Genomic DNA, 24,929 nt, shown 5'->3' with positions numbered 1-24,929 from the left:
AGAGGATGGGAGAATTCTTGCAAAGTGTTGTTAAAAATGGACTGCGATTAAGAAGTCATGGCTGCATAACAGCTTTATACGATGTAAAGCCTTCCCTCTGATACCATCTTTTTCGCGGTATCATGCCGGTGTAAATTCTCTTACTTGCCGGTCGTTCCAATGTAATTGATTCCTTCTCCATCCAGTACATCACTGCCGATAAATTTCTTTTCTTCCGGATTGAAAACAAAATCAGACACTTTATATCTGGCAGTCCGTACATCCCGAAGCACTATATGCATTTTTTCCTGTTCGTCCTCCCAGATATCCGCCTCCGGTATACCTAACTGGATCATTTCATCTAAAAATACATAGGAATCCTCTCCGGAAACTGCCTGTATCAGAAATCGACAGCTGTCATCCATAGTCAGTTCTCCATCTATGAGCATATCTTCCTGCACATAGATCTGAAGTTCCCATTGTGAGTCTTCGTGCACAAAAGGGCAGGAAGAATAGATCGCCATTCCTTGTAAATTTCCTTGCGCATTCCCGATTTTCCGCGGTTCTTTCGCTGTTTCTGTCAATTTTTCTTCCATCCCCTGTTTCAGACACCCGGAAATTTTGAAGGTAATTGAATCAATTTGAAGATTGGTTTTCTGATGACGTGAAATAGAAAGTCCAAGCGTATACATGTCCGTGCTGCCATCATCTTTTACACATTGAAATACCATCTCACCATTTCCATCCTCCAATGCAATTATATGAAATTCTGAAATATTTTCCGCAATGTTATGATAATCGCTTACAAAAGTTTCTGGTTCCGACACGATTGACCATTCTCTGCTTTTGTTATCATTATGAAGTTCCAGCAGTAGAGAACCTCCATCAACAGTTTTCGCCGACCACTGATCTCCATCGACAGTAAATGATACTGGTTTATAGGGTCTGTTTAAAAACATGACCAGCGCACCAACTGATGCGCATAGCACAGCAGTTAAAAGGATCATCGTTTTCTTTTTCATACCAATCTCACTCCTTATTAACATGATAACGACATACTCGCAAAAAATCATAACCATCGACGGAATACCATCTCTACTGCTTATCTCTCCGGAATAACTCAACCATCATGATCACAATCCCCAGAACAACGAAAAGGATCGCCATGCCAAACACTTCCGACAGCCCCATTTCCGCCACCGTAGTCATAAATCTCCCCGGTGGAGTTGTCCATCCGGACGTCAGATTACTTCCCGCAACAAACAGCACCGCCATCGCCCAGATACTTCCGATCAAAGATAAAAAGCCACCGATCAGCACTCTCTTCATTCCGCATTCCTCCTCACTGAAAATCTGTTACCACTCACACTTTTTTCATCCTGTTACATTTCCAATTTCTTTCTATCCTTCTCCTGCCTGAACATTCCATATTTTCTGGAATTCACATGTTTTCTGCCAATTTTATTATAGCATACGGTTCTTTTTAATGGAGGATTCTAATGAAATCGTACATGTTTCGTAAGGATTCCGTAACTTCCCATTCATCGTGCAGGAAGCTGCAAAAAGTCTCCGGAACAGATCAAAAAATTTTCCAATCTGTCCCAGAGACTTTTTATCCTGTCACAATCCATATCCTGCGATCCCGGTCTTCCTATGAGACCAAAAATGCACTATTTCAGTATTCCTTCTATTCTTTTCATACACTCCTCAATCGTCTTCCTCGGTGCCGCCACATTGATCCTCTGGAATCCGGTTCCTGTCTTTCCGAAGATCTTTCCGCTGTCCAGCCACAGCTTTGCGTCGTAGATGATCCGACGGTCCAGCTCATCGGCATCGATTCCGGTCCCTCTGAAATCCAGCCACAAGAGGTAGGTTCCCTCGCCGTCAATGACGTTCACTCCCGGCATGTTGTCCTTCACATATTTCTTTACATAGGCGATATTTTCCCAGACATATTTGAGCATGTTCTCATACCACTCGTCGCCCTTCTCATACGCCGTCTGTGTCGCCACAAGTCCCAGTACGCCCAGCTGGCTGATTCCCGCGGCATCGACCTGATGCTGAAATTTTTGTCTCAGCTCCTTATTCGGGAAAAATATATTCGAGATCATCATGCTGGCCAGGTTGAAGGTTTTGCTCGGAGACGTGCAGACCACGCAGATGTCCTCGAACTCCTTCTTGATGGACGCAAACACCGTATGTTCACCCCGAAACACAAAATCGTTGTGAATCTCATCGCTGACCACTGTGACGCCGTGCTTCACACAGATATCTCCCATTGCAGTCAGTTCTTCCTTCGTAAACACTCTTCCTGACGGGTTGTGGGGATTGCAGAGAAGAAACAACTTCACATCATGTTCCACGATCTGCTTTTCAAAATCAGCCAGGTCGATATGATACCGGTTATCGTCCCCCAGGATCAGGTCATTGCTGACGATCACACGGTCATTGTCCCGGATCACCTCGGAAAATGGATAGTAGACCGGCTGCTGGATCAGTATGCTGTCACCGGCCTTTGTGAACGCCTTTACCGCCATTGCCAGGGCGAATACCACGCCCGGAGTCTTGATCAGCCAGTCCTCTTTGATCTTCCAGTGATGATGCCGTTCCATCCATCCTGCCACCGCGTTAAAATATACTTCCTGGGTATCACTGTAACCGAAGATTCCATGTTTTGCCCGCTCGATCAGCGCATCCTCCACGTAGGAAGATGTCTTGAAATCCATGTCTGCCACCCAGAGCGGGAGGACGTCCGCCGGCTTTCCTCTCCTCTTTGCAAAGTCATATTTCAAGCAGTCTGTTCCGCGCCGCTCGGCGATCTCATCAAAATTCAAATTTCTCTCTGCCATGCCGAAATCCTCTCCTCTTTTCGCGTTTCTGATCCTATTTCAATCCCTTAAATACTTCCGTTAACTCCGCGAGAAGGTCCTCGATATCCTCGATTCCCACAGATACCCGGAGCGTGCACGGCGTGATTCCATTTTTCAGCCGTACTTCCTCCGGCACATCCGCATGGGTCTGGGTCGTCGGGTAGGTGATCAGTGTCTCCACGCCGCCGAGACTCTCCGCAAATTTGATCATTCTGACACTCTCGAGGATCTGCAGCGCATGTGCCTCTGTGTCCACATCGAAGGTCAGCATCGCGCCGAATCCTCTTGCCTGCTTTTTCATGATCTCATATCCCGGGTGTTCCTGAAGTCCCGGATAATATACATGTTTTACAACCGGCTGTTCCTTCAGCCAGTTCGCGATCTTGATGGCATTCTCCTGGGACCGCTCCATGCGGATTCCGAGAGTCTTGATGCCTCTTAAGATCAGCCAACAGTCGAACGGTGCGAGCCCGGCTCCGGTCGTCTTTATGATAAACCGAAGTTTTTCCTGGACTTCTTCGTTGTTTGTCACGATAAATCCGGCTAAGGTATCGTTGTGTCCGCCCAGGAACTTCGTTCCGCTGTGGATCACGATATCCGCGCCGAGTTTTAACGGATTCTGAAAATATGGGGACAGGAATGTATTGTCGACGATCAGGTAGAGTCCGTGTCTTTTTGCGATCTCCGCGATCTTGGAAATATCAGATACGTTCATCATCGGGTTCGTCGGTGTCTCAATGTAGACCGCCTTCGTGTTCTCTTTTATGGCACCTTCGATGTCATCCCTGGAACAGTTTAAGTATGTAAACTCATATCCGTTCTTTTTCGAGACATTGTCGAACAGACGGACACTTCCGCCGTAGAGATCTGCCTCAGCGATAATATGGTCACCCGGCTTGAAGATTTCCATAAGCAGTGTGATCGCCGCCATTCCGCTCGAAAGGGCGAAAGCATCGATGCCGCCCTCCAGGCTTGCAACCACCTTCTCAAGCTGCTCTCTTGTCGGATTCTGAAGTCTGCTGTAATCGTATCCGGTGCTTTTTCCGACACCTGCATGGGCGTAAGTCGCTGTCTGATAGATCGGGTAGCTCAGTGCTCCGTAATTATCTGTTTTACCTTCTGTTTCCTCTAAGTGTAAACATCGTGTATTAATTCCTCTCTCCATATCTTTTCACTCCTGTCTTGTTTTCTCTTGTAAATAGAGAGTTCATATTCCTACTATCCCCATAGGATATTTGATAATAATCTACCACCGGACGGCAGTTCTGTATAATCTTTCTATTTTATGGTTACATATAGGGAAAACCTATAACTAGTCGATAAAAAGAAACACCCATCCGGGGCATAGAACCGAATCATTTTCTAAAAAAGATGGGAGTCTTCTCGACTGAAATAAAAAACGAGCAACAAAACCGGATTTACACCAGTCTGCTACTCGTTCATCAACAATGATATCGTCTTCTCGACAAGCTTCGCATACACCCGCTCCACAAACCACGGCTCCGTAGATTTCTTTAACGCCTCCTCCGGCGTAAACCAAGCGACCCCACTGTTCTCATCCGCCTTCACAGACACCTGTTCCTCAGAATCCGCTTCCAGAAGATACGTCACATTCAGATGCAGATGACTGGACACATACCGTCCTTTTTTCACATGTCCGTCAACGGTGAGTGATTCCAGCGAAAAAATCTCCTCCGACACTGGCCGCACATCGGAAATTCCTGCTTCTTCCTTTACCTCCCGGATTGCAACCGCCAGAAGATCTGTCTCCCCATCCGCATGCCCGCCAAGCCATGACCAGGAATGATAAATATTGTGATACACCATAAGGACTTTACTTCTGTCCTTATCCACCACCCAGGCCGAAGCCGTCATGTGCGCCACCACATTATCCCGAAGGAACGCGTCATCATTCTTCTCGATCCAGTTTAGGATCAAAGCCTTATCCGCCTCTTCCTGCTCATTATAAGGCACATACCTTCTGATCTGACTTACCAGTTTCTGCCGATTCATCGCATAATTTCCTTCCAATATCATTCTTCTCTATCTGATAAAATGTGTCCGCACGACCTCTTCCTTCTCCGGAAGACCATACTTCTCTTTTCCAAGCTCAATGCTCTTCATGAGAAATATCATATTTCTCGCAAGAACCCGCATCGTCTGAAGACCTTCCGCATCCCCCACAGCTTCTCCCGGTCCGCGCCCGTGGATGGAGTTCCAGTACTGACTAGATGCGATCGGCATGTTGCTGATCGTAAAATACTTATTTAACTCGTCAAAAGTCGCCGAACATCCGCCGCGTCTCGCACAGACAACGCTCGCCCCGACTTTCATTGTCTTATCAAAGGATGTACTATAAAACAGCCGGTCCAGAACCGCGATCAGGGTCGCATTTGCAGACGCATAATAGACAGGGGTTGCGACCACCAGTCCATCAGCCTCCGAAAGCTTCACCGCCAGCTTATTCACCACATCGTCGAACACACACTTCCCAAGCTCCGCGCATCGATTACAGGCAATACATCCTCTTACCGCCTCACTGCCGACCTGCACGATCTCCGCGTCGACTCCCTCTTTTTCAAACACCGTCTTCATCTCATTCAACGCGATCGATGTATTTCCATTCGCCCGCGGGCTTCCATTGATCATCAATACTTTCATTATTTATCCTCCACACTCAATTTCAACACGTCCGGCCTCGCGTAATGTCCACAGACATCATGCTCCATCCAGCTCGCCGGGACCTTCTGCATGTCGAGGTCCGCGTAGATGATCTCCTCTTTATCCCACACAGTCTCACTCACCGCTTGCCCGATCAGGGTGATAATTTTCCTCCTGTCGCTACCGTAAACTCAGATGTAAAAAGTGAATTTCCCTTATTGTTTCCCTTGTGCTATATCAACCCACCAGTGTTTACAAACTCTGATAAGGACAAATACAAGGGTGCAGGACATCCGGTAGATGTCCGCTTTGCACCGACCGTAGCGAAGCGAAGACCACAAGAGGTCCTGTGGACCTCTGCTCTGTGCCGACCGGTTCACAACGTCCAGTGGACGTTGGCTCTGAACCGACCGTAGTGGAACGAAGAGCGGCAGCAGAGACCCAAAAATATATAAAACAGTATATCACAAAATAAAACCAACATGGTGAACTGATTGAAACATTTATGATTTTTGTAACTGATAAAAGATGTGCCCCATCGGCTCAAATCTTCCCCGGGCCAATGATCTGCACATCTTTTTCACTTTAATCAGGACACCTGATTTCTCAATATCTCATCCACCGTCAGATACGCTCTCTCATACCCCAGTACCTCACCGAGCTGCATCATATACGGTTTCTGCAGTCTTGCCTTTTTCAACGCTTCATCCTGCATGAACACGTCCCTGGCCGTTCCATCCGCCAGCACCTGTCCGTGAGCCATAATGATCACGCGCTCAAAATTCTCCGCCACAAAATCCATATCATGAAGGATCGCGATCACAAGCTTTCCTCTCTCCGACAGGCTGCGGATAATGCCGCCAATGATCTGGCGTCCTTTCCAGTCCTGGGCGATCGTCGGCTCATCCAGGATCAGTACATCCGTGTCCATGGCAAGAACCGAAGCGATCGCAGTCATCTTCCGCTCATATAACTCAAGATCATAAGGATTTTCCTTTTCCTTACCCGACAACCCTGTCAGCTCCAGCGCCCGCTTTGCCTCTTCCTCCGCGCGTTTCGGATCCATCCCGATATTCATCGGACCAAACATGATCTCGTCCATCACATTGTATTTGAAGATCTGATCATCCGGATTCTGGAACACATAGCCGACATTTCCAGCTAACATCGCCACCGTTTTTCCAGAAATGTCCTCGCCGCGGAAATAAATGTTTCCGGATACCGGCTTCAGCAGTCCCTTCAGCAGCTTTACCAACGTAGTCTTTCCCGCTCCGTTCTGGCCAATGATCGCCGTCGGACGCTTATCCAGTCTCATGTTCAACGCCTTTAAGACCGGCACATCCGGAAGATAGGAAAAATCCAGATTCTTAATGAGGAACTGTTCCTCGCCTAAAACTTCTGAATCCTTTTTTTTATCCGCCTTCGCAGCTCCTTTTGCCTCTGCTCTTCCCGCATGTCTCTCTTTCAGCACTCCGGCAGCCTCTTCCACAGTGACAGGATACGTTCCATCCGGCAGAGTCACATGTTCTGCCTTACAGATCCGGGTAAATGCCGGTTCCTGAATCCCATAATCCGCAAGATCCGGCATGGAAAATACCTTCTGCGGCGTATCAAACGCGATCTGCTTTCCACCATGCAGAAGAAGTATGCGGTCGCAGTAAGCCGCCAGTTTCTCGATCTTCTGCTCGATCATTAAGATCGTGATACCGGAATTCGTCAGGGTCTCAACCGCCCGGAATACCTCGTCGCTTCCCTCCGGATCAAGCTGGGAAGTCGGTTCATCAAGGATCATGACATCCGGCCGCATGACCAGCACGCTGGCGATCGCCACACGCTGCATCTGACCTCCGGACAGATCAAACGGATTTCGATCGCGATACTGCCAGATATCAAGAAGCTTCAGGGCGTTCTCCACCCGCTCCTTCATCTCTTCGGCCGGAATTCCCAGGTTCTGCATTCCGAAAGCGACTTCCTCATATACATTGTCCTTTGCTCCGGACAGCTGGTTAAACGGATTCTGGAACACCAGACCCACATGACCACAGAGCTGTGATACCGGAGTCTTTCCGGCCTCTATGCCGTCCACAATGACTTTTCCGCCGTAAGCTCCCTTGTAAAACTGCGGAACAAGCCCCATAATCGCCTGGCTCAGCGTGCTTTTTCCTGCTCCGTTTTCTCCGATAATACCGATAAACTCTCCCTTTTCTACTGAAAAGTTCAAACCATCCAGCGCCAGTTTCTTCGCGTGAGGATAGCGGTATCGTAAATTTTCAATGATTATCTCAGACATACAACGATCCTCCATGCAATAGCTGCCAGAATGCAGAGTCCCAGTAAGATCGTGATCTCCTGGTCTCCCTTGTGACGTTTCCGATCTGACAGCCAGGTTTTCTTTTTTCCTGCGCCGAATCCACGCACCTCCAGAGCGATCGCCCGCTCTCTGGTATTGATCAGGGAACTCATGACCACCGGGGAGATCAACGGTAAAAATGCCTTAGCGCGGGTCCGCAGATTTCCTTCTGTCTCCAGCCCGCGGCTGCGCTGCGCGTCCATGATCGTATTCATAGTTCCCATCATCTGCGGGATGATCTGGAACACGGATGTCACGATGTAACCGAAACGCGGTGAAAACCCACGTTTCTCCAGCTCATCCACAAACTCAGACGGCTTGGTAGAGAGGACGAACACCGCAAAGGACAGCAGCATGTTCAGAATGTTTAAACCGATATGGAGGGCGTAAAGTGTGCCCTCTCTGTAAAATTTCAGCCCGCCGATCAGAAACAGCACATTCTCGTTTCTCTGGTTGAACAATCCATGGATCAGGAAAATCGTCAAAAGGATCGTAAAAGAAAAAGCGATCAGCGGAAACGTCTTTTTCAGGATCTTTCCGCTGGCCAGAACACAGAGACTGACTGCGATAAACACACCAAACATCCAAAGCTTTCCAGTGATCAGCGGAATACTGATGGCGGCAGCGATATACATCAATTTTGTAAAGGGATGCACCTTCGTCAGATATGTCCCGTTATCTACAAACAGGCTGATACTTTTCATATATTTGTTTCCCGGCAGCTGCTCCGAAGAACAGCTGCATTTCCTTTTCTAAATCTGATTAGTCCAGAGTCTCGATCTCGGAATTTGCCTCATACAGCGTTGTAAGCTTCTTTGGAAGACCCTTTAAAATAAAGAATACAACGATCAGAGTGATCAGTTTGTCCGGAACATCCACAACAACTTCATCTAACAGAGATCCCAGAAATACCGGCATGGAAGCCGCCTGAGTTGCTGCGAACACAGCGTCACCCCATACATTTCCAGTAGTACCGCCCCAGAATAATACGTTTAACGGGGTGGAGATCACAACCGCTGCAAGACCGGCTGCACAGGCTGTAAGAATTGCCTTCGGGAATGATTTCATAAATCCAAGGCGGGCCATGATTCCAACTGCCGCTCCAATACCTAAGCTTGTCAATGCATAGATAAGCGTAATATTATCTCCTGCGGAAAAACCATAGATCAGGTTGTTCGCCGCACCGCAGATCGCGCCGATGATCGGACCGCCAAGGCATCCACCGATGCATGTTCCGATAGAATCCAGCCATAACGGAAGTTTTAATACACTCGCAAACAGCTTTCCAAGATAATTGATACCGATGCAGGCCGGAATCAGCACGATCACTGCCGCATCAAACTTTGTTTTAAATAAATTCTTCATACCTCATATACCCTTTCTTTTTTCTTAATCTTCATCCTTACCAGTTTATCAGGAGCTTCTCACGTCTTTCCTGACCATTCCTCCCAGAAGCGCCAGATTCCGTTACCTTAGACTCACTAAAATCTAAGTCAGCAGCATCTGCTCCCTTCCCATACAATATCCTCCCTCCAGAACATACTAAATTGTGACTTCAACGCAACCATCCAGTTGGCGCATCAAGCGCAAAAGCTTCCAAATAGTTGCAATTTAACAACAATTCCCAATAAAGATAGCATTGATTTTGTGTAAAGTCAATGAAAACGCCTGATTTCAAGCAAGATTGTTAATAAAGTAACATTCGTTTCACTTGTAAATTCTCCTCATCAAAACTATACTAAACTTTAGATACACGGTTCTCTCACCAGGCCGCCAAGAATCAGGAGGAATCTCTTTATGGATCAAACAGCAAAAACAAATCAGGATCTATTACTTGTCATTGACATGCAGAATGTCTACACTAAAGGTCAGGAATGGGCCTGCGAAGAAGTCGAAAAAGCATCCGACTCCATTCTCCGCCTTCTAAACAGCCGCGCCCTTTCCCAGGTGATCTTCACCCAGTACCTCGCCACAAAACACCCGGAAGGCGTATGGAAAGAATACAACAAAGTCAACGCCGCCGTAAACGCAGACCCCTGGCTCAACGAAATGATGTCCGAGTTTCTGCCCTACACAAAAAAATACCCGGTATACACAAAAAGCGTCTACTCCTCCTTCGCCATCCCACAAGTGCGTGAACTCGCAAAACACGCTTCCCGCGTCGTGATCTCCGGCGTAGTAGCAGAATGCTGCGTACTCTCCACCGCCCTCTCCGCCATCGATGCCGGATGCAAAGTCATCTACCTCACCGATGCCGTAGCAGGGCTCAATGCGACCTCACGAAAAGAAGCCGAAAATATCCTTTCCTACCTGTCCCCTCTCCACACCGAACTCATGACCACCCAGCAATACCTGGACAGCCTCCTCCAAGAGGAATAAAAACCTCAGATGCTTCACGATTCCCCAACGTCCCCATACTGTCCACATCCTCACGATCCCCCAACGTCCCCATACTGCCCACATCCTCACGATCCCTCAACTTCCTCACACCGCCACAACAACCTCGCGATGCCGCGGCGCCCAAAGGGCCCCGCGCATCGTCCAGCTTCCGCCACCTCCTCTCTCCCACCACAACCTTCCCTTCATCCCTCACTCCCGCCAACACACAGCGCCGGTGAAACTCCGGGCACAGACCGCCTGGGTGGAGGGAGCTGGCTTCCTCTTGGCTCGCAGGAAAATGCGTTGGAGGCCCGGGGACACTTGTCTGAGCAACGCAAGTTGCGAGTTGTGTCCCCGGGTCTCCGCCCTTAGCATTTTTCTGGGAGCTTAGAGGAACCCTCCCGGAATCCCGTGAAGCGTCTGCGCCCGGAGTCTCACCGGCGCGTCCCCCCCAGCCACTATGAAATTTAGAAATCAAACAGCGACAACTGATTCGACTCCGGAAGTCCCTTCAGGATCCCCAGCTCCTCCATCAGATCACAGATCGTCTTACTGACCTTCGTCCTGTTCCTGAAATCCTCTTTAGACAGGAACTTCCCATCCTTCGCCGCCTCCTCGATCGAGTCCGCAGCCTTCTCTCCCAGACCATCAATACTGTTAATGGAAGGCATCAACTTGTCCCCCACAACCTGGAAATGCCTGGCCTTCGCCGTATAAATATCCAGCGGCAGAAAATCAAACCCACGGGCATACATCTCCTGCACGATCCTCATATCTCTCAGCGTATCCTGCTCCTTCTTCGAAAGTGTATCCGCCCTCTTCTTATAATCCGCCAGATGATACTCCAGCTTCTCACGCCCTAAACACATGATCTCATAAGAAAACGCACTTGCACGAATACTGAAAAAAGCCGCATAATACGCCAGCGGATAAAACACCTTACAATAAGCGATACGCCAGGCCATCATAACATACGCCGCCGCATGCGCCTTCGGGAACATATATTTGATCTTCTTACACGACCAGATATACCAGTCCGGCACCCCATGCTTCGTCATCTCCTCTTCCCAGTCGGGCTTCAGTCCCTTACCCTTACGGACCGCCTCCATGATCGTAAACGCAAGACCTTCCTCAAGCCCCTGCTGGATCAGATAGATCATGATATCATCACGCGTACAGATCGCAGTCTGGATCGTCGCCTTTCCTTCCTGAATGAGTGTCTGGGCATTTCCCAACCATACATCCGTACCATGGGCAAGACCGGCGATACGCACAAGGTCTGAAAAGTACTTCGGCTTTGTATCAATTAACATCTGCATCGCGAAATCCGTACCAAACTCCGGCACGCCGAGTGCTCCAAGCTTACAGCCACCGATATCCTCCGGCTTGATCCCCAGCGCATCCGTACTCTGGAACAGGCTCATGACCTCCCTGGAGTCAAGCGGGATATCCTTGACCGGATCGAGTCCTGTGAGATCCTGCAGCATACGGATCATCGTCGGATCATCGTGTCCGAGAATATCGAGTTTCAACAGGTTGTGGTCGATGGAATGGTAATCGAAATGGGTCGTGATCGTCTTCGTGGTCATATCGTTCGCCGGATGCTGTACCGGGGTAAACGAATAGATCATCTCGCCGAGCGGCAGAACAACGATACCTCCCGGATGCTGTCCCGTTGTACGCCGTACGCCGACACACCCCTGAACGATCCGGTTGATCTCACAGTTTCTCTTCCGTTCCCCATGCTCCTCAAAGTAATTCTTCACATAGCCGTAGGCCGTCTTATCTGCCAGAGTACCGATGGTTCCCGCACGGAACGTCTGCCCTTTACCGAAGATAACCTCCGTATAGTCATGGGCACGGCTCTGGTATTCACCGGAGAAGTTTAAGTCGATATCAGGCTCCTTATCTCCCTTGAATCCCAAGAACGTCTCGAACGGAATATCAAAACCGTCCTTGACCATCGGATGTCCACAGACCGGACACACCTTATCCGGCATGTCACATCCCGCCATACCTCCGTACTTCTTCACTTCCTCTGAATCAAAGTCATAATAATGACAGTTCGGGCAGGAATAATGGGGACTTAGCGGGTTTACCTCCGTGATACCGGACATCGTGGCGACAAAGGACGAACCTACCGAGCCTCGTGATCCGACCAGATACCCGTCCTCGTTGGATTTCCATACTAATTTCTGCGCAATGATGTACATAACCGCGAATCCGTTGGAGATAATGGAATGCAGCTCCCGCTCCAGACGGTCTACAACGATCTTCGGTAGATTTTCACCGTACATCTCATGGGCGCGGTTGTAACAGATGTTTCGCAGCGTCTCATCAGACTTGTCGATGACCGGCGGACACTTATCCGGCCGCACCGGCGCGATCGGCTCACACATGTCGGCGATCATTCTCGTATTCGTGACAACGACCTCGTAACACTTGTCACTTCCCAGATACTCAAACTCTGAGAGCATCTCTTCCGTTGTCCGCAAGAACAACGGAGCCTGTTCATCCGCATCCTTAAATCCCATTCCGGCCATCAGGATCTTCCGGTAGATCGCGTCATCCGGATCCATAAAATGCACATCGCAGGTCGCACACACCGGCTTGTTAAACTGCTCGCCGAGGGAAACGATCTTCCGATTGATATCCATCAGGTCATCCACCGTCTTCACCGTGCTCTTCTCATCCCTCAGCATAAACATGTCGTTTCCAAGAGGCTGGATCTCCAGATAATCGTAGAACTTCACGATCTTCGCAAGCTCCGCATCCGGCACGCCCCGCAGGATCGCCTGATAAAGCTCCCCCGCCTCGCAGGCCGATCCGATGATCAGCCCCTCTCTGTACTGGTTCAGCACACTTTTCGGGATCCTCGGCCTCCTTGAAAAGTATCTCAGGTGGGACCAGGAAACAAGACGGTACAGGTTTACACGCCCCAGATCATTCTTTGCGATGATGATGACATGATATGTCGGCATCTTCATGATCGTCTCATCACTCACATGGCTGAATTTCTCCAGATGATCGAGATTTGTCATATCATGCTGTTTTTTTAACATTTCCACGAATTTCAGGAAAATTCCGGCAGTTGCCTCCGCATCGTCCACGGCACGGTGATGGTTCTCCAGGGAAACACCCAATGCCTTCGCCACCGTATCCAGCTTAAACCGGTTCAGGTTCGGAAGGAGCACCCGCGCCAGAGTCACCGTATCGAGGACGGTCGGATCAAAGGGCAGCCCTAAAAGTCCTGCATTGTGGGAGATAAAGCTCACATCGAAGGACGCATTGTGGGCCACAAGAGCCGCATCCCCCACAAACTCGAGAAATCTCGGCAGCACCTTGTCCACCGTATCCGCCCCCATGACCATCGCATCGTTGATTCCTGTCAGGCGCTCAATATCAAACGGGATCGGCACCTCCGGGTTTACAAACTCGTCCATCCTGTCAATGATCTCGCCGTTTCTCACCTTCACGGCACCGATCTCGATGATCCTGTTCTTCATCGGAGAAAATCCCGTGGTCTCGATATCGAACACCACATAGTCCCCATCGAGACTCTGATTTCTGGAATTGACGACCATCTCCTTCATGTCGTCCACCAGATATCCCTCGACACCGTAGAGGACCTTAAAAGTATCCCCTTTGTCAAGGGCATGGTTCGCGTCCGGGAACGCCTGGACACAGCCGTGGTCTGTGATCGCCAGGGCCGGCATTCCCCACTTCTTCGCCCGCTTTACGAGGTCCTTTACCTCGGAAACGCCATCCATATCGCTCATCTTCGTATGGCAGTGGAGCTCCACTCGCTTCACCGGGGCATTATCCACACGCTTGGAGGTAAAGTCCTCGCTCTTCTTAATGCCCACGATGGAACCGATAGTCAGCTCGCCGTCGAACTTATCAATGGTGGTGATTCCCTTGATCTTGATGAAGTTTCCTTCCTTGATAGCCGCAGTGGCGTCCTCCTCCTGACCCTCTCTTAAGAACATCTTTACAGTAATACTGTCTGTAAAGTCTGTAAGATCGAAGATCATGAGCTTGTTTCCGCTCCGGAGTTCCCGCTTCTCCGCCCGGATCACTTTACCACGGATCACGACCTCGCCGATCTCACCGTCGATGTCATGGATATTCACCGCATCGCCCTCAAAATCGCGCCCGAAAAGAACATCCGGGTTCTCCGACTTTCGGTACGGGATCCTTCCGTCGGAGCCTTTCCGGAAACCGCCGGAGAATCCACCTTTTCCCTTCTCTCCGAAGGTCTTCTTCGTGAATCCGCCGCCGTTTCCGTTCTGTCCGCCGCCCGCGGACTTTCCAGTCTGGTTTCCGCCGCCCTTTCCAGCCGCGTCCGTCTTCTGCTTTGCAGCTCCAAAACCGGCCGATGTCTTTGTGCCGGAACCGCTCTTTCCACTGGCTGCCTTTCCCGGATCCGCGCCGGATCTGCCGCCGGAAGCTCCAGAACCGGCCGCACTTTGAGCCGCCATCTGAACATCCGCGTTTCCATTTCCATCTCCGAATGTCCCGTTAAATCCACCGTTTGACGTTCCTTCATCCCAGGGGGCACTCTCCGCTGCACCTTCTAAGTAATTCTCCTCACTCTGTACACCTACAACGAGTTCTCCTCCCGGCTTCATGAATACCGGCTGATCCATCGGGTCTTTCTTTTCACTCTCTTTATATAAAAATTCCACCTCAGCCGCAAGCCCGCAGCGCTCCGTGAAGATCTTTTCCAGTACCCGTCCGACTTCCTTAGACCGCTCCCTGTAGATCAGATTGTCCTCGATGGTCATGACCATCTTATCGTCGGTGACAAACTTCGTGTCCGCCCGGCGGAGAATATTATACTCGATCATCCCGTAGTTCTTTAACTCCATGAGGATACTGTCCCGGTAGACATCGTAGAGCTTCTCCGGGGTATACTGTGCCGAGAGGCGGTATTTCTCTAAGATCTTGATCGTGATCGGTCTCCCCGGGAACAGCTGCTTCGCGATCCCGTCCTCTAAGGCATAAATATTCTTTTTATGGATCAGCCGGGGACTCCTGATATAAACACGAATAGAGCTTCTGTCCTTTGTCATGGTGACCTTTTCCACCACAACAAGCTTCAAAAGCTCTTTCAGTTCATCAGCAATATTAAGCCCCGGGAAAACTTCAAGGAATGGTTTTTCCATACTTATTTCTGCATCTCCTGCATCTTCAAAAGCTCTTCCCGAAGAACGGAAAGAAGTTCATGTTCCGGTACCTTTTTGATGATCTCTCCCTTTTTGATCAGGAGACCTTCGCCGATTCCACCGGCGATTCCGATATCCGCACTTCTCGCCTCGCCAGGTCCGTTGACCACGCAGCCCATAACGGCTACCTTCACATCAAGATCCATGCCGGATACCATATCCTCTACCTGATTTGCCAGGTGAATGAGGTCGATCTGGGTCCTTCCGCAGGTCGGACAGGAAACAACTTCCACGCCGCCCTTCCTGAGCCCTAACGTTTTCAGGATCAGTCTCGCGCTCTTTACTTCCTCCACCGGATCTCCGGTTAAGGAGACACGGATCGTATCGCCAATCCCCTCATGGAGAATGATTCCAAGACCCACAGAGGACTTGATATTTCCGGAAAGCAGTGTTCCGGACTCTGTGATCCCCACATGAAGCGGATAATTCGTCTTCTTTGCGATAAGCTCGTGGGCTGCCACACACATTAAAACGTCGGAGGACTTGATGCTGATCACAAGATTATCGTATCCCAGTTCCTCCACAACGGCCACTTCCTTCAATGCGCTCTCAACGAGAGCTTCCGCCGTCACACCGCCGTATTTTGCGAGGAGGTCTTTCTCCAGAGAGCCACTGTTTACTCCCACGCGGATCGGGATTCCGTACTCTTTCGCCTTGTCGACGACAGCCTTCACCCGCTCTCTCGCCCCGATGTTGCCCGGGTTGATGCGGATCTTATCCGCTCCGCTCTCGATAGCTGCGATAGCCAGGCGGTAGTCAAAGTGAATGTCGGCAACCAGCGGAATATGGATCTGCTTCTTGATCTCGCGGATTGCAGCAGCCGCTTCCATGGTCGGAACCGCCACACGGATAATGTCACATCCGGCGTCCTCCAGGCGGTGGATCTGCTCTATCGTTGCCGCCACATTCTCCGTCTTCGTGTTGCACATGGACTGGATCAGAACCGGATTTCCCCCGCCGATCTTTTTGTCCCCAATCTGAATTTCCTTTGTATGATCTCTATACATACATCTCTCTCCCACTTCAAAAAACGAAATTTCACTCCTGCTAAAATATCATTCTCAAATCATTAAATACAACAAACACCATAAATGTCATGAGCAGCGCCATCCCGGCCATATTCACCGCGCTCTCCACTCTCTGGCTCACCGGCTGTCTCGTGACGAGTTCCCAGAGTAAGAATACCAGCCGTCCGCCGTCAAGCGCCGGGAACGGTAGCAGGTTCATAACGCCCAGGTTCGCCGAAAACATGACCATAAGATTTAAGAGGTTCATCACCACCGTCACGAATCCGTACTGGGTGTTCTCTTCCACAGTCTGATCGATGATCGTGACAATGCGGACAGGTCCTGCGATATCGTTTGTGGAGACCTTGCCCCCGGCGATCATCTTCAGGCTGTCGATCACCGTGAGGATCCAGTACCGCACCTCGTAGACGCTGTACTGCAGAACCTGCACCAGTGACTCCGGGGCATCCCGGTGTCCCTGAAGAAGGACGCCGAGGTAATACCTGCCGTCCTTAAACTCCGGCTGGATCACCGTGTGTTCTGTCGTCCACGACGATGATGTTTCGTCATATCGTCTATACTCCACCTGCACGGGATCCTGTCCGGCCGTCATCAGGTACATGGAGATCTCCCTGGAAAGATGGATCTTTCTGCCATCAAGCTTTGTGATCACATCGCCCTCTTTCAGTCCAGCCGTCTCCGCAGGCATTCCCTCGGAGGTTCCGGCGATGACTGCAGGATCGATTCCGGCCCAGGATAAGATCACCAGGGAAAAAACGAACGCCAGGATAAAGTTGAAGATCGGTCCTGCGGCGATCACCGCCATCTTCGCCAATGGTCCCTTATCAAAGAAGGAAACTCCCTTCACATCCGGGACTTCTTCCTTTTCATCCTCATCTTCCCCGAATTCTCCAAGCATCGCACAGGAGCCGCCGAGCGGCAGAAACTTTAAGGAATACCGGATTCCGGTCTTTTGGCTCACCCATGAGAGAAGTCTCGGTCCGAATCCCACCGAGAACTCCACCACGGCAATCCCGTTTAACCGCGCCAGGAGATAATGTCCAAATTCATGAAACAGGATGATTCCGCCAAGGACAACCACCGCTGCCAGATACCCAAGATCCAACTTTAATATTCACCTGCTTTCATTAAAACATCATAACTATTCAGTACCTTCATAGTTACATGCAAAAATCCATTCCAGATCAGCTTTGCTGATGGGATTTTTGCTTTCCAGCTCGAGTTTTCTTACGGTCAGCGCAGCAAGTGCGCAGACCTACTGAACAGTTGCAAAATATCATTCAATCTTTGCACATACCTTTGATGTGTGAAACAGAGTTTTTCAATCATTATACAGCTTTAGAAATTCCACTGCTTCTTCAGGAACTCGTAAGTCTCCGCTTCCGTCTCAAGCACCTCATCCAATGACGGATGGGCGATCTTCTTATGATGTTCCATTGCAGCCTCGAGCATATCCGTGATCTCCAGATAGCTGATCTTCTTCCCGAGGAACTTCGCAACCGCGAACTCGTTCGCCGCGTTAAACACTACCGGCACGGAACCGCCCGCTTTTCCTGCTTCTCTCGCGAGTGCCAGGCCGCGGAAATTCTCGTAATCCGGCTTGTCGAATATGATCTCCTTCATGGACCAGAAGTCGAGACGATCTCCCCTCATTGGTCTGCGCTCCGGGTAATAGAGAGCATACTGGATCGGAAGCTTCATATCCGGCGTTCCGAGCTGCGCCATCACAGCACCGTCCTCAAACTGTACCATAGAGTGTATCACACTCTTCGGCTGCACAACGACCTGGACATCGTCCATTCCCACATCAAAAAGCCATTTCGCCTCCATGACCTCGAGACCTTTATTGACCATGGTGGAACTGTCGATGGTGAGCTTCGCTCCCATGGACCAGTTCGGATGCTTTAAGGCATCCTCCACCTGGACATTCTTCATCTGCTCTCTCGCCCATCCGCGGAACGGGCCGCCGGATGCTGTTAATAGGATCTTTTCAATCTTATTCCCGTGTTCCCCGTTTAAACACTGGAAGATCGCGCTGTGCTCACTGTCCACCGGAAGAAGACGGACTTTTTTCTCCTTCACAAGCGGGATGATGAGATGTCCCGCAGTGACAAGCGTCTCTTTGTTTGCCAGGGCAATGTCCTTTCCTGCCTCGATGGCAGCCATCGTCGGGCGGATGCCGATCATGCCCACCACTGCCGTCACGAGGATCTCATATCCTTCTATGACCGCAATCTCCAAAAGTCCTTCCATGCCGGAGACGATCTTCGTGTCTGTATCTGCCACGCGGACAGCCAGCTCTTTTGCCTTCTCCTCATCCCAGACACCGCAGATCTTCGGGGAGAATTCACGGATCTGGCTCTCCAGCGCATCGATGTTTCTTCCCGCCGCGATTCCTACAACTTCAATATCTCCGTTTGCACGGACTACATCCAAAGTCTGGGTTCCGATGGAACCTGTGGAACCCAGAATAGCAATTCGTTTCATCTCTTTGTCCTTTCCTACCGGATGCCCATAAATGTGATAGCGAAATAGATCGCCGGGGCGGTAAAGATCATGCTGTCAAACCGGTCTAAGATTCCGCCATGGCCAGGGATCAGATTTCCGTAATCCTTGATGTCATGGTTTCTCTTGATGGCGGAAGCCGCCAGATCTCCCACCATGGAGATTACCGCCGCGATGGCGCAGGCAGCTCCCGAGATCACGCCCGGATTTATCACCTGGATCATATTGTTCTTAAAGAAGGTTCCGTAGAGGAATCCTAAGACTGCCGCGCCCACGACACCTCCGATGGCACCCTCCACGGTCTTTTTCGGGCTCAGCTTCGGGGTCATCTTATGCTTTCCAAAAAGCTTTCCCGCGCAGTAGGCGAAGGTATCACAGCCCCAGGAGCTTAAAAGGATCAGCCATACGAGATATTTTCCGTCCGGCATCTCCCGCACCTGATAGAGGTAGGAGAACATGATCCCCACATAGAAGATTCCAAAGAACGCCACCGTGATCTGCTCCGTCCCGTACTTCGGGAACGTCACCACGTAGATCGTCATTAAGATCATGAGGGAAATGATAGCGAGGAACGTCACATACTGCTCCCTGTTTCCCATGATCCAGTAATAAGCAACGACAGCCGCATAGCCCACAAACCCCGGTGCCGATCTCTCGATCTTCATGACCCGGTAAAGCTCATAAAGTCCGATCAAGGAGATCGCCATGGAGCCGAAATAAAGGACTGCACTGCCCTCAACAAGCAGAAACGCCGCAATGATCACAAGGACGATTCCGCTGATCAGTCTTGTCGTAAACATAAGATCACCTCTTACTCCGTTTTTACCGCCGTAACTCCTCCGAACCGGCGCTCTCTCTTATTGTACTGGCGGATCGCGTTCAATAATTCTTCCTTATTGAAATCCGGCCACAGGCATTCTGTCACGTAGAGTTCTGAGTACGCGAGCTGCCATAACAGGTAGTTAGAGAGGCGAAGCTCCCCGCTGGTACGGATCATGAGATCCGGATCCGGGATTCCTGCCGTGTCCAGATAGGACGCGAAAACTTTCTCCGTCATATCCTCCGGCGCGATCTTCCCTTTCTCCACATCCGTCATGATCTTTCTCACTGCTCTCGTGATCTCATCGCGGCTTCCGTAGTTTACGGCGATCACAAAGGTCATTCCTGTATTTTTTTTTGTCTTTTCTTCCAGGACATTGATCGCGCCCACGATATCCGGCGCAAAACGGCTTCTCTCGCCGATCATGCGGACACGGATGTTGTTCTTTTCAGCCATTGCGAGAAGCCTCTTCGCGTAGAAACGGAATAACTGCATCAGCGCACCGACTTCCTCCTCCGGGCGTTTCCAGTTCTCTGTGGAAAATCCATAAACTGTCAGATACCGGATTCCAAGCCGTGCTGCGTCCTCAACGACCTGCTCCAGTGTCTCGCAGCCCTTTTTATGTCCAAGCTGTCTCGGAAGTCTGCGCTTCTTCGCCCATCTTCCATTTCCGTCTAAGATCAGCGCCACGTGGGCGGGAATCTTTAAATTCTCTTCCATGATTGTTCTCCCTTTATCTTTTGGCTCGTTGCCCGCGCAGACTATGAGAAACGTAAGTATTTCTCAAGTTGCCGCGTCTTCTACACTCTGTTCCGGTCGTTGCTGGACAAGCGCCACTGGCGCTTAGCAACGTCAAAACCTCGTGCAAGCACGGGCCTTGACTCGTTGCCCGCGCAAACAAACGGGGACAGGAAAACTTCCCCTGCCCCCTGTCTGTTTTGTGTAGTAGGAAACTCCGATTAAACGGTAAGAATTTCCTTTGTCTTGTTCTCAACGGCCTTGTCGATCTTCTCGATGGACTTGTCGGTAAGCTTCTGGACTTTCTCGGTAAGCTCTTTTAAATCGTCCTCAGAGATCTCATCGTTCTTCTCCATCTTCTTGAACGCTTCATTCGCGTCGCGGCGGATATTGCGGATCGCTACCTTAGCGCCGTCGCCTTTTTTCTTAACATCCTTTGCAAGCTCTTTACGTCTCTCCTCGGTGAGCTCCGGGAATACGAGACGGATCACGGAACCATCGTTGCTTGGGTTGATTCCAAGCTCGGAAGTCTGGATCGCCTTCTCGATCGGGCGGATCAGGCTCTTCTCCCACGGCTGGATCAGGATCATTCTTGCCTCCGGAACAGAGATATTTCCGACCTGCTGGATCGGTGTCGGTGTTCCGTAGTAATCTACTTTGATTTTGTCAAGTACATGCGGGTTCGCACGTCCTGCGCGGATAGATGCGTACTCGTTCAAGAGGGCATCGATGGATTTTTCCATTTTTTCTTCATATACTTTTAATTCTTCGCTCATGGTTTCCTCCTGTTATCAGACGGTAACGATCGTACCGTTAATTTTTCCCTGCATGGCGTTCGCGATTCCATCCTTTTCGTTCAAGGAGAATACTGCCATCGGCATTTTGTGCTCCATACACATAATGGAAGCAGTCAGGTCAACGACACCGAGCTGCTTGTCGATCACTTCCTGGATCGAGATCTCGTCATACTTTTTCGCATTCGGATTTACCTTCGGATCACTGTCGTATACGCCGTCGATGGACTTTGCGAGGAGAATGCAGTCTGCATCCATTTCGATCGCCATCAGAGTGATCGTCGTGTCGGTAGAGAAATACGGCTGTCCGATTCCACCGGCAAAAAATACGACCATTCCGTGCTCAAAATACTTGTTCGCGCGGTCCTTGGAGAACAGTTTTGTCATATTTCCGCACTCAAACGGGGTAAGGATCTGTGTCTTCATTCCCGCGTTCCGGAAGATCTCGGATACATAAATACAGTTCATGACAGTCGCAAGCATTCCGATCTGGTCTGCCTTCGGACGGTCGATCGCGTCGCTTGTACGTCCGCGCCAGAAGTTTCCGCCGCCGATCACAACGCCGACCTGTACACCTGCATCAACAGATGCCTTGACCTGTCTTGCAACTTCCTTTACCGTATCTTCGTCAAAGCCAGTCTTTTTCGGACCTGCAAGGGCCTCTCCGCTGAGCTTTAAAAAAACTCTTCTGTTTTTCATTTTCTCTGATCTCCTCGTAATCTTCTGTGACTGTTTCGTTCCAGTCGCCACAAATCTCTTTTTCCTTTCCACAGGGCAGACCACGACCGCCCCGCGGACTTAGGATAAGTATAACACACTTTCGTCTGTTTGCCAACAGTTTCAGACCGGCAGGATCCGCTTGTGGATGTTTCCCTGTCCTACCTCTTTTTATCTTCCCGGAAGCTCTTGAGCACCAGTGTTGTCGGATACCGGTACGCGTAGGTGCAGCTCTTCATAAGCTCCACTTCCTCCGGATTCCTGCACACGCTGAGGATCATATTTTCTTCCTCAGAGGTCAGGTACGCCTCCCCGTTTCCGTCGCGTTCCTTGATATCTTTATAGATCCGGTATTTCTTATAAAAATCCGGGCAGGATCCCTGGCGCATCTTAACCGGCTCCGGAACGATATTGACCCGGTACTGATCCGACATTCTGGCTAAAATGTTGTGGATCCTTTCACAGTATTCCCTCGAGACGAGTCTCGGTGAAGGAATACAGATCATATAGTTCATAATTGTGCCTTCCTTTGTCGTTTTTGAAAAGCAGATGACAGACTTCTGCCACATGCCTGCACTAGTATAGCATGAAATCCGCGTCTTGTGAACCACAAAATGCAGGCAGCCGCACCGCCAGGTATTCCATGTCACCTCCATGCAGAGAAAAAACACCCGCGGCCGGATTGCTCCATGCCGCGGGCAGATAATTCATCGTAACTATTCAGTGCATCCATAGTTACAATTCTACCTATATTAGTACTTCTTCTCCTCGTCCTTCAACAGGTTCGTCATGCTGTGCATGCTGATGCACAGGGTGGATGTGTTGTGAAGCAGGGCGGATGTCGCCGGGGCAAGCACGCCCATCACGCCTAGGATGATGAGACCAAAGTTGAAGCTGATGACAAAGCGGTAATTTCTGTGAACACGCCGCATCAGCGCATTGCTGATTGCTTTTAAAGTCACAAGCTGGAACATCGCGTCCTCAGAGATTGTGATGTCCGCGATCTCTCTTGCGATCTCAGCGCCCTCGCTGATCGCGATGCCGACGTTTGCCGCGGAGAGTGCCGGAGAATCGTTGATTCCGTCTCCCACCATGATAACCTTATGGCCTGCGTTCTTCTCTGCTTCAACGAAGTTCGCCTTATCCTCCGGAAGGACCTCGGAGTGATGCTCGTCCACGCCGACTCTTGCGGCAATGGCGCGGGCCGTTCTCTCGCTGTCTCCTGTCATCATGACGATCTTCTTGATACCAAGCTTTCTGAGCTCCTTCATAACTTCCGGAGCTTCCGGACGGAGCGGATCCTCGATGCAGATCACAGCCGCCAGTCTTCCCGCGATCGCGAGATACAGGTGGGAGTACTCTGCCGGAAGGGCTTCAAATTTCTCTTCTTCGCCCTCCGGGACTACACACTGCTCGTCCTCGAATACAAAGTGGTAGCTACCGATCACGACTTTGTCCTCGCCGATATGGGATGCAATTCCGTGTGCAACGATATAGTCAACCTTAGAGTGCATCTCCTCGTGGACAAGTCCGCGCTCTCTGGAGGCCGCAACAACCGCGTTCGCCATGGAGTGCGGGAAGTGCTCCTCTAAGCAGGCAGCAATCCTTAACATCTCAGCCTGGTCGCGTCCCTCGAAGGTCACAACGTCTGCAACCACCGGCTGTGCCTTTGTGAGGGTGCCTGTCTTATCGAATACGATGGTGTCCGCCTCAGCGACTGCTTCCATGAAGGAGCCGCCTTTGACAGTCATCTTGTAGCTGCTCGCCTCTCTCATAGCAGAGAGTACGGAAAGCGGCATTGCGAGCTTCAACGCACAGGAGAAGTCAACCATAAGGATCGAGATCGCCTTTGTCACATTTCTTGTGAGAAGGTAAGTAACGATGGTTCCGCCGAGACTCCACGGAACGAGAGCGTCCGCAAGTCCGGATGCCTTTGTCTCTAAGGAAGACTTTAACTTCTCGGACTCCTCGATCATCTTCACAATGCGCTCGAATCTTGTGGATCCAGCTGCTTTCTTGACGCGGACGATGAGGTTTCCTTCCTCGACCGCGGTTCCGGCATAGACGTACATGCCGTTCTCCTTGCGGACCGGCTCAGACTCACCGGTCATTGATGCCTGGTTTACCATCGCCTCGCCGGAATCTACAATGCCGTCAAGCGGGATCACGCTGCCGACGCGGACGGAGACGAGATCTCCTTCCTTAATATCAGAGATCGGGACAAGTACTTCCCCGTCCTCTGTCTTCTGCCATACTCTCTCGATATTTAAGGACATGCTGCCCGCAAGATCGCTGACAGACTTCTTGTGGGTCCAGTCTTCCAGAAGCTCACCGATTCCGAGAAGGAACATGACGGATCCTGCTGTGTTGAAGTCGCACCGCAGCATGGACACCGTGATCGCCGTCGCATCGAGGACCTCGACCTCAAGCTTTCTTCCCGCAAGCTTTCTGATGCCTTTAATAACGAATGGAACAGACTGGATCGCTGTCCATACCGCACGGACCGGAGCCGGAAGGAAGATCTTTGTAAGGCATCTTGTAAGACACTTTGTCACGAGCTTTTCCTGGAACTCCTGATTTAACTCTCTCGTGCTTGTCACAGGCACGATCTCGTTTAACTCTTCATCGTCAAAGGAGAACCTTAAGATCTCAGCAATGAGATCTTCCTTTGAGCCTGTGTACGTGATCGCCGCATCTCCGATTCTCTCATATACCTTTGCTGCCGTTACCTGCGGAAGGGATGCGAGATAAAAGGAAAAGAGGTCCGCCTGTCTGACTGACAGGCGGCCTCTGGTGAGATGGATTCGGATACGGCCCTTGATATCATGTTTTACCGTAAATCTGATTCCTGATTTCATAA

General features: G+C 50.4%; 21 protein-coding genes. 1 reads left to right on the top strand and 20 read right to left on the bottom strand.

Annotated elements, in window-relative coordinates; all coding sequences use genetic code 11:
- Window positions 1-140 precede the first annotated feature (140 nt).
- The 10 genes from DXA87_RS09445 to DXA87_RS09400 all read right to left on the bottom strand — a co-directional run bounded on the left by DXA87_RS09445 (window position 141) and on the right by DXA87_RS09400 (window position 9,225).
- A complete protein-coding gene (locus DXA87_RS09445; protein WP_147326524.1) occupies window positions 141-1,001 on the bottom strand; it encodes a hypothetical protein in 861 nt (286 codons plus the stop codon).
- 73 nt (window positions 1,002-1,074) lie between these two features.
- Entirely contained in the window at window positions 1,075-1,308 is a 234-nt protein-coding gene (locus tag DXA87_RS09440) for a hypothetical protein (RefSeq protein ID WP_015554280.1), read from the bottom strand.
- A gap of 341 nt (window positions 1,309-1,649) precedes the next feature.
- Complete coding sequence (locus DXA87_RS09435; protein ID WP_117504072.1) at window positions 1,650-2,828, bottom strand: MalY/PatB family protein; 1,179 nt, start codon at window positions 2,826-2,828, stop codon at window positions 1,650-1,652.
- A gap of 34 nt (window positions 2,829-2,862) precedes the next feature.
- Window positions 2,863-4,014 (bottom strand): PLP-dependent aspartate aminotransferase family protein, encoded by a 1,152-nt coding sequence (locus DXA87_RS09430; RefSeq protein ID WP_117504070.1) that lies wholly within the window; start codon window positions 4,012-4,014, stop codon window positions 2,863-2,865.
- Between the two features lie 266 nt (window positions 4,015-4,280).
- Window positions 4,281-4,862 (bottom strand): NUDIX hydrolase, encoded by a 582-nt coding sequence (locus DXA87_RS09425; protein WP_343220169.1) that lies wholly within the window; start codon window positions 4,860-4,862, stop codon window positions 4,281-4,283.
- 30 nt (window positions 4,863-4,892) lie between these two features.
- A complete protein-coding gene (locus tag DXA87_RS09420; protein WP_117504066.1) occupies window positions 4,893-5,510 on the bottom strand; it encodes a flavodoxin family protein in 618 nt (205 codons plus the stop codon).
- Complete coding sequence (locus tag DXA87_RS09415) at window positions 5,510-5,641, bottom strand: hypothetical protein (protein WP_348982216.1); 132 nt, start codon at window positions 5,639-5,641, stop codon at window positions 5,510-5,512. The genes DXA87_RS09420 and DXA87_RS09415 overlap by 1 nt, the downstream gene beginning before the upstream one ends.
- A gap of 458 nt (window positions 5,642-6,099) precedes the next feature.
- Complete coding sequence (locus tag DXA87_RS09410) at window positions 6,100-7,800, bottom strand: ABC transporter ATP-binding protein (RefSeq protein ID WP_117504064.1); 1,701 nt, start codon at window positions 7,798-7,800, stop codon at window positions 6,100-6,102.
- Window positions 7,788-8,564 carry an energy-coupling factor transporter transmembrane component T gene (locus DXA87_RS09405; RefSeq protein WP_117469629.1) on the bottom strand — a complete coding sequence of 259 codons (777 nt, stop codon included), beginning with the start codon at window positions 8,562-8,564 and terminating at the stop codon, window positions 7,788-7,790. Before DXA87_RS09405 ends, DXA87_RS09410 begins: the two co-directional genes overlap by 13 nt.
- Before the next feature lie 58 nt (window positions 8,565-8,622).
- Entirely contained in the window at window positions 8,623-9,225 is a 603-nt protein-coding gene (locus tag DXA87_RS09400; RefSeq protein ID WP_117504062.1) for an ECF transporter S component, read from the bottom strand.
- Window positions 9,226-9,657: 432 nt separating this feature from the next.
- On the opposite strand from DXA87_RS09400, the gene DXA87_RS09395 reads away from it, so the two are divergent.
- Entirely contained in the window at window positions 9,658-10,239 is a 582-nt protein-coding gene (locus DXA87_RS09395; RefSeq protein WP_117483205.1) for a cysteine hydrolase, read from the top strand.
- A gap of 467 nt (window positions 10,240-10,706) precedes the next feature.
- On the opposite strand, the gene DXA87_RS09390 is transcribed toward DXA87_RS09395, so the two are convergent.
- The 10 genes from DXA87_RS09390 to DXA87_RS09345 all read right to left on the bottom strand — a co-directional run bounded on the left by DXA87_RS09390 (window position 10,707) and on the right by DXA87_RS09345 (window position 24,927).
- Window positions 10,707-15,407 carry a PolC-type DNA polymerase III gene (locus tag DXA87_RS09390; protein WP_117504060.1) on the bottom strand — a complete coding sequence of 1,567 codons (4,701 nt, stop codon included), beginning with the start codon at window positions 15,405-15,407 and terminating at the stop codon, window positions 10,707-10,709.
- A 2-nt stretch (window positions 15,408-15,409) separates the two neighbouring features.
- Entirely contained in the window at window positions 15,410-16,474 is a 1,065-nt protein-coding gene (gene ispG / locus DXA87_RS09385; protein WP_117504058.1) for a flavodoxin-dependent (E)-4-hydroxy-3-methylbut-2-enyl-diphosphate synthase, read from the bottom strand.
- Between the two features lie 40 nt (window positions 16,475-16,514).
- Entirely contained in the window at window positions 16,515-17,600 is a 1,086-nt protein-coding gene (locus DXA87_RS09380; RefSeq protein WP_242998031.1) for a M50 family metallopeptidase, read from the bottom strand.
- A 233-nt stretch (window positions 17,601-17,833) separates the two neighbouring features.
- On the bottom strand, window positions 17,834-18,982 hold the full coding sequence (locus DXA87_RS09375) for a 1-deoxy-D-xylulose-5-phosphate reductoisomerase (protein WP_117504056.1): 1,149 nt from the start codon (window positions 18,980-18,982) through the stop codon (window positions 17,834-17,836).
- A 14-nt stretch (window positions 18,983-18,996) separates the two neighbouring features.
- Complete coding sequence (locus DXA87_RS09370) at window positions 18,997-19,800, bottom strand: phosphatidate cytidylyltransferase (RefSeq protein ID WP_117469453.1); 804 nt, start codon at window positions 19,798-19,800, stop codon at window positions 18,997-18,999.
- Between the two features lie 11 nt (window positions 19,801-19,811).
- Entirely contained in the window at window positions 19,812-20,540 is a 729-nt protein-coding gene (locus tag DXA87_RS09365) for an isoprenyl transferase (RefSeq protein WP_117504054.1), read from the bottom strand.
- A 239-nt stretch (window positions 20,541-20,779) separates the two neighbouring features.
- Window positions 20,780-21,334 (bottom strand): ribosome recycling factor, encoded by a 555-nt coding sequence (gene frr, locus DXA87_RS09360; protein ID WP_021904275.1) that lies wholly within the window; start codon window positions 21,332-21,334, stop codon window positions 20,780-20,782.
- A 15-nt stretch (window positions 21,335-21,349) separates the two neighbouring features.
- Window positions 21,350-22,051, bottom strand: coding sequence for a UMP kinase (gene pyrH, locus DXA87_RS09355; RefSeq protein ID WP_021904274.1), 702 nt, complete (start codon window positions 22,049-22,051; stop codon window positions 21,350-21,352).
- A gap of 179 nt (window positions 22,052-22,230) precedes the next feature.
- Window positions 22,231-22,584, bottom strand: a complete 354-nt coding sequence (locus tag DXA87_RS09350; protein ID WP_015554257.1) for a hypothetical protein — start codon at window positions 22,582-22,584, stop codon at window positions 22,231-22,233.
- A 237-nt stretch (window positions 22,585-22,821) separates the two neighbouring features.
- Window positions 22,822-24,927, bottom strand: coding sequence for a heavy metal translocating P-type ATPase (locus DXA87_RS09345; protein ID WP_348982215.1), 2,106 nt, complete (start codon window positions 24,925-24,927; stop codon window positions 22,822-22,824).
- Window positions 24,928-24,929: the final 2 nt, after the last annotated feature.

Origin of the sequence: Desulfotomaculum sp. OF05-3, assembly GCF_003435535.1 — a bacterium.
Taxonomy (GTDB): Bacteria; Bacillota; Clostridia; order Lachnospirales; family Lachnospiraceae; genus Pilosibacter; species Pilosibacter fragilis.
This window is presented reverse-complemented; position numbering and strand designations above follow the sequence as displayed.

Bases quoted from the DNA above. Each gene is read 5' to 3' on its own strand.
- DXA87_RS09370 (WP_117469453.1), bottom strand. From the start codon at position 19,800: ATGTTTACGACAAGACTGATCAGCGGAATCGTCCTTGTGATCATTGCG.
- DXA87_RS09445 (WP_147326524.1), bottom strand. From the start codon at position 1,001: ATGAAAAAGAAAACGATGATCCTTTTAACTGCTGTGCTATGCGCATCA.
- DXA87_RS09420 (WP_117504066.1), bottom strand. From the start codon at position 5,510: ATGAAAGTATTGATGATCAATGGAAGCCCGCGGGCGAATGGAAATACA.
- DXA87_RS09390 (WP_117504060.1), bottom strand. From the start codon at position 15,407: ATGGAAAAACCATTCCTTGAAGTTTTCCCGGGGCTTAATATTGCTGAT.
- DXA87_RS09430 (WP_117504070.1), bottom strand. From the start codon at position 4,014: ATGGAGAGAGGAATTAATACACGATGTTTACACTTAGAGGAAACAGAA.
- pyrH (WP_021904274.1), bottom strand. From the start codon at position 22,051: ATGAAAAACAGAAGAGTTTTTTTAAAGCTCAGCGGAGAGGCCCTTGCA.
- DXA87_RS09375 (WP_117504056.1), bottom strand. From the start codon at position 18,982: ATGAAACGAATTGCTATTCTGGGTTCCACAGGTTCCATCGGAACCCAG.
- DXA87_RS09365 (WP_117504054.1), bottom strand. From the start codon at position 20,540: ATGGAAGAGAATTTAAAGATTCCCGCCCACGTGGCGCTGATCTTAGAC.
- DXA87_RS09345 (WP_348982215.1), bottom strand. From the start codon at position 24,927: ATGAAATCAGGAATCAGATTTACGGTAAAACATGATATCAAGGGCCGT.
- frr (WP_021904275.1), bottom strand. From the start codon at position 21,334: ATGAGCGAAGAATTAAAAGTATATGAAGAAAAAATGGAAAAATCCATC.
- DXA87_RS09395 (WP_117483205.1), top strand. From the start codon at position 9,658: ATGGATCAAACAGCAAAAACAAATCAGGATCTATTACTTGTCATTGAC.
- DXA87_RS09400 (WP_117504062.1), bottom strand. From the start codon at position 9,225: ATGAAGAATTTATTTAAAACAAAGTTTGATGCGGCAGTGATCGTGCTG.
- DXA87_RS09440 (WP_015554280.1), bottom strand. From the start codon at position 1,308: ATGAAGAGAGTGCTGATCGGTGGCTTTTTATCTTTGATCGGAAGTATC.
- ispG (WP_117504058.1), bottom strand. From the start codon at position 16,474: ATGTATAGAGATCATACAAAGGAAATTCAGATTGGGGACAAAAAGATC.
- DXA87_RS09405 (WP_117469629.1), bottom strand. From the start codon at position 8,564: ATGAAAAGTATCAGCCTGTTTGTAGATAACGGGACATATCTGACGAAG.
- DXA87_RS09435 (WP_117504072.1), bottom strand. From the start codon at position 2,828: ATGGCAGAGAGAAATTTGAATTTTGATGAGATCGCCGAGCGGCGCGGA.
- DXA87_RS09425 (WP_343220169.1), bottom strand. From the start codon at position 4,862: ATGAATCGGCAGAAACTGGTAAGTCAGATCAGAAGGTATGTGCCTTAT.
- DXA87_RS09350 (WP_015554257.1), bottom strand. From the start codon at position 22,584: ATGAACTATATGATCTGTATTCCTTCACCGAGACTCGTCTCGAGGGAA.
- DXA87_RS09410 (WP_117504064.1), bottom strand. From the start codon at position 7,800: ATGTCTGAGATAATCATTGAAAATTTACGATACCGCTATCCTCACGCG.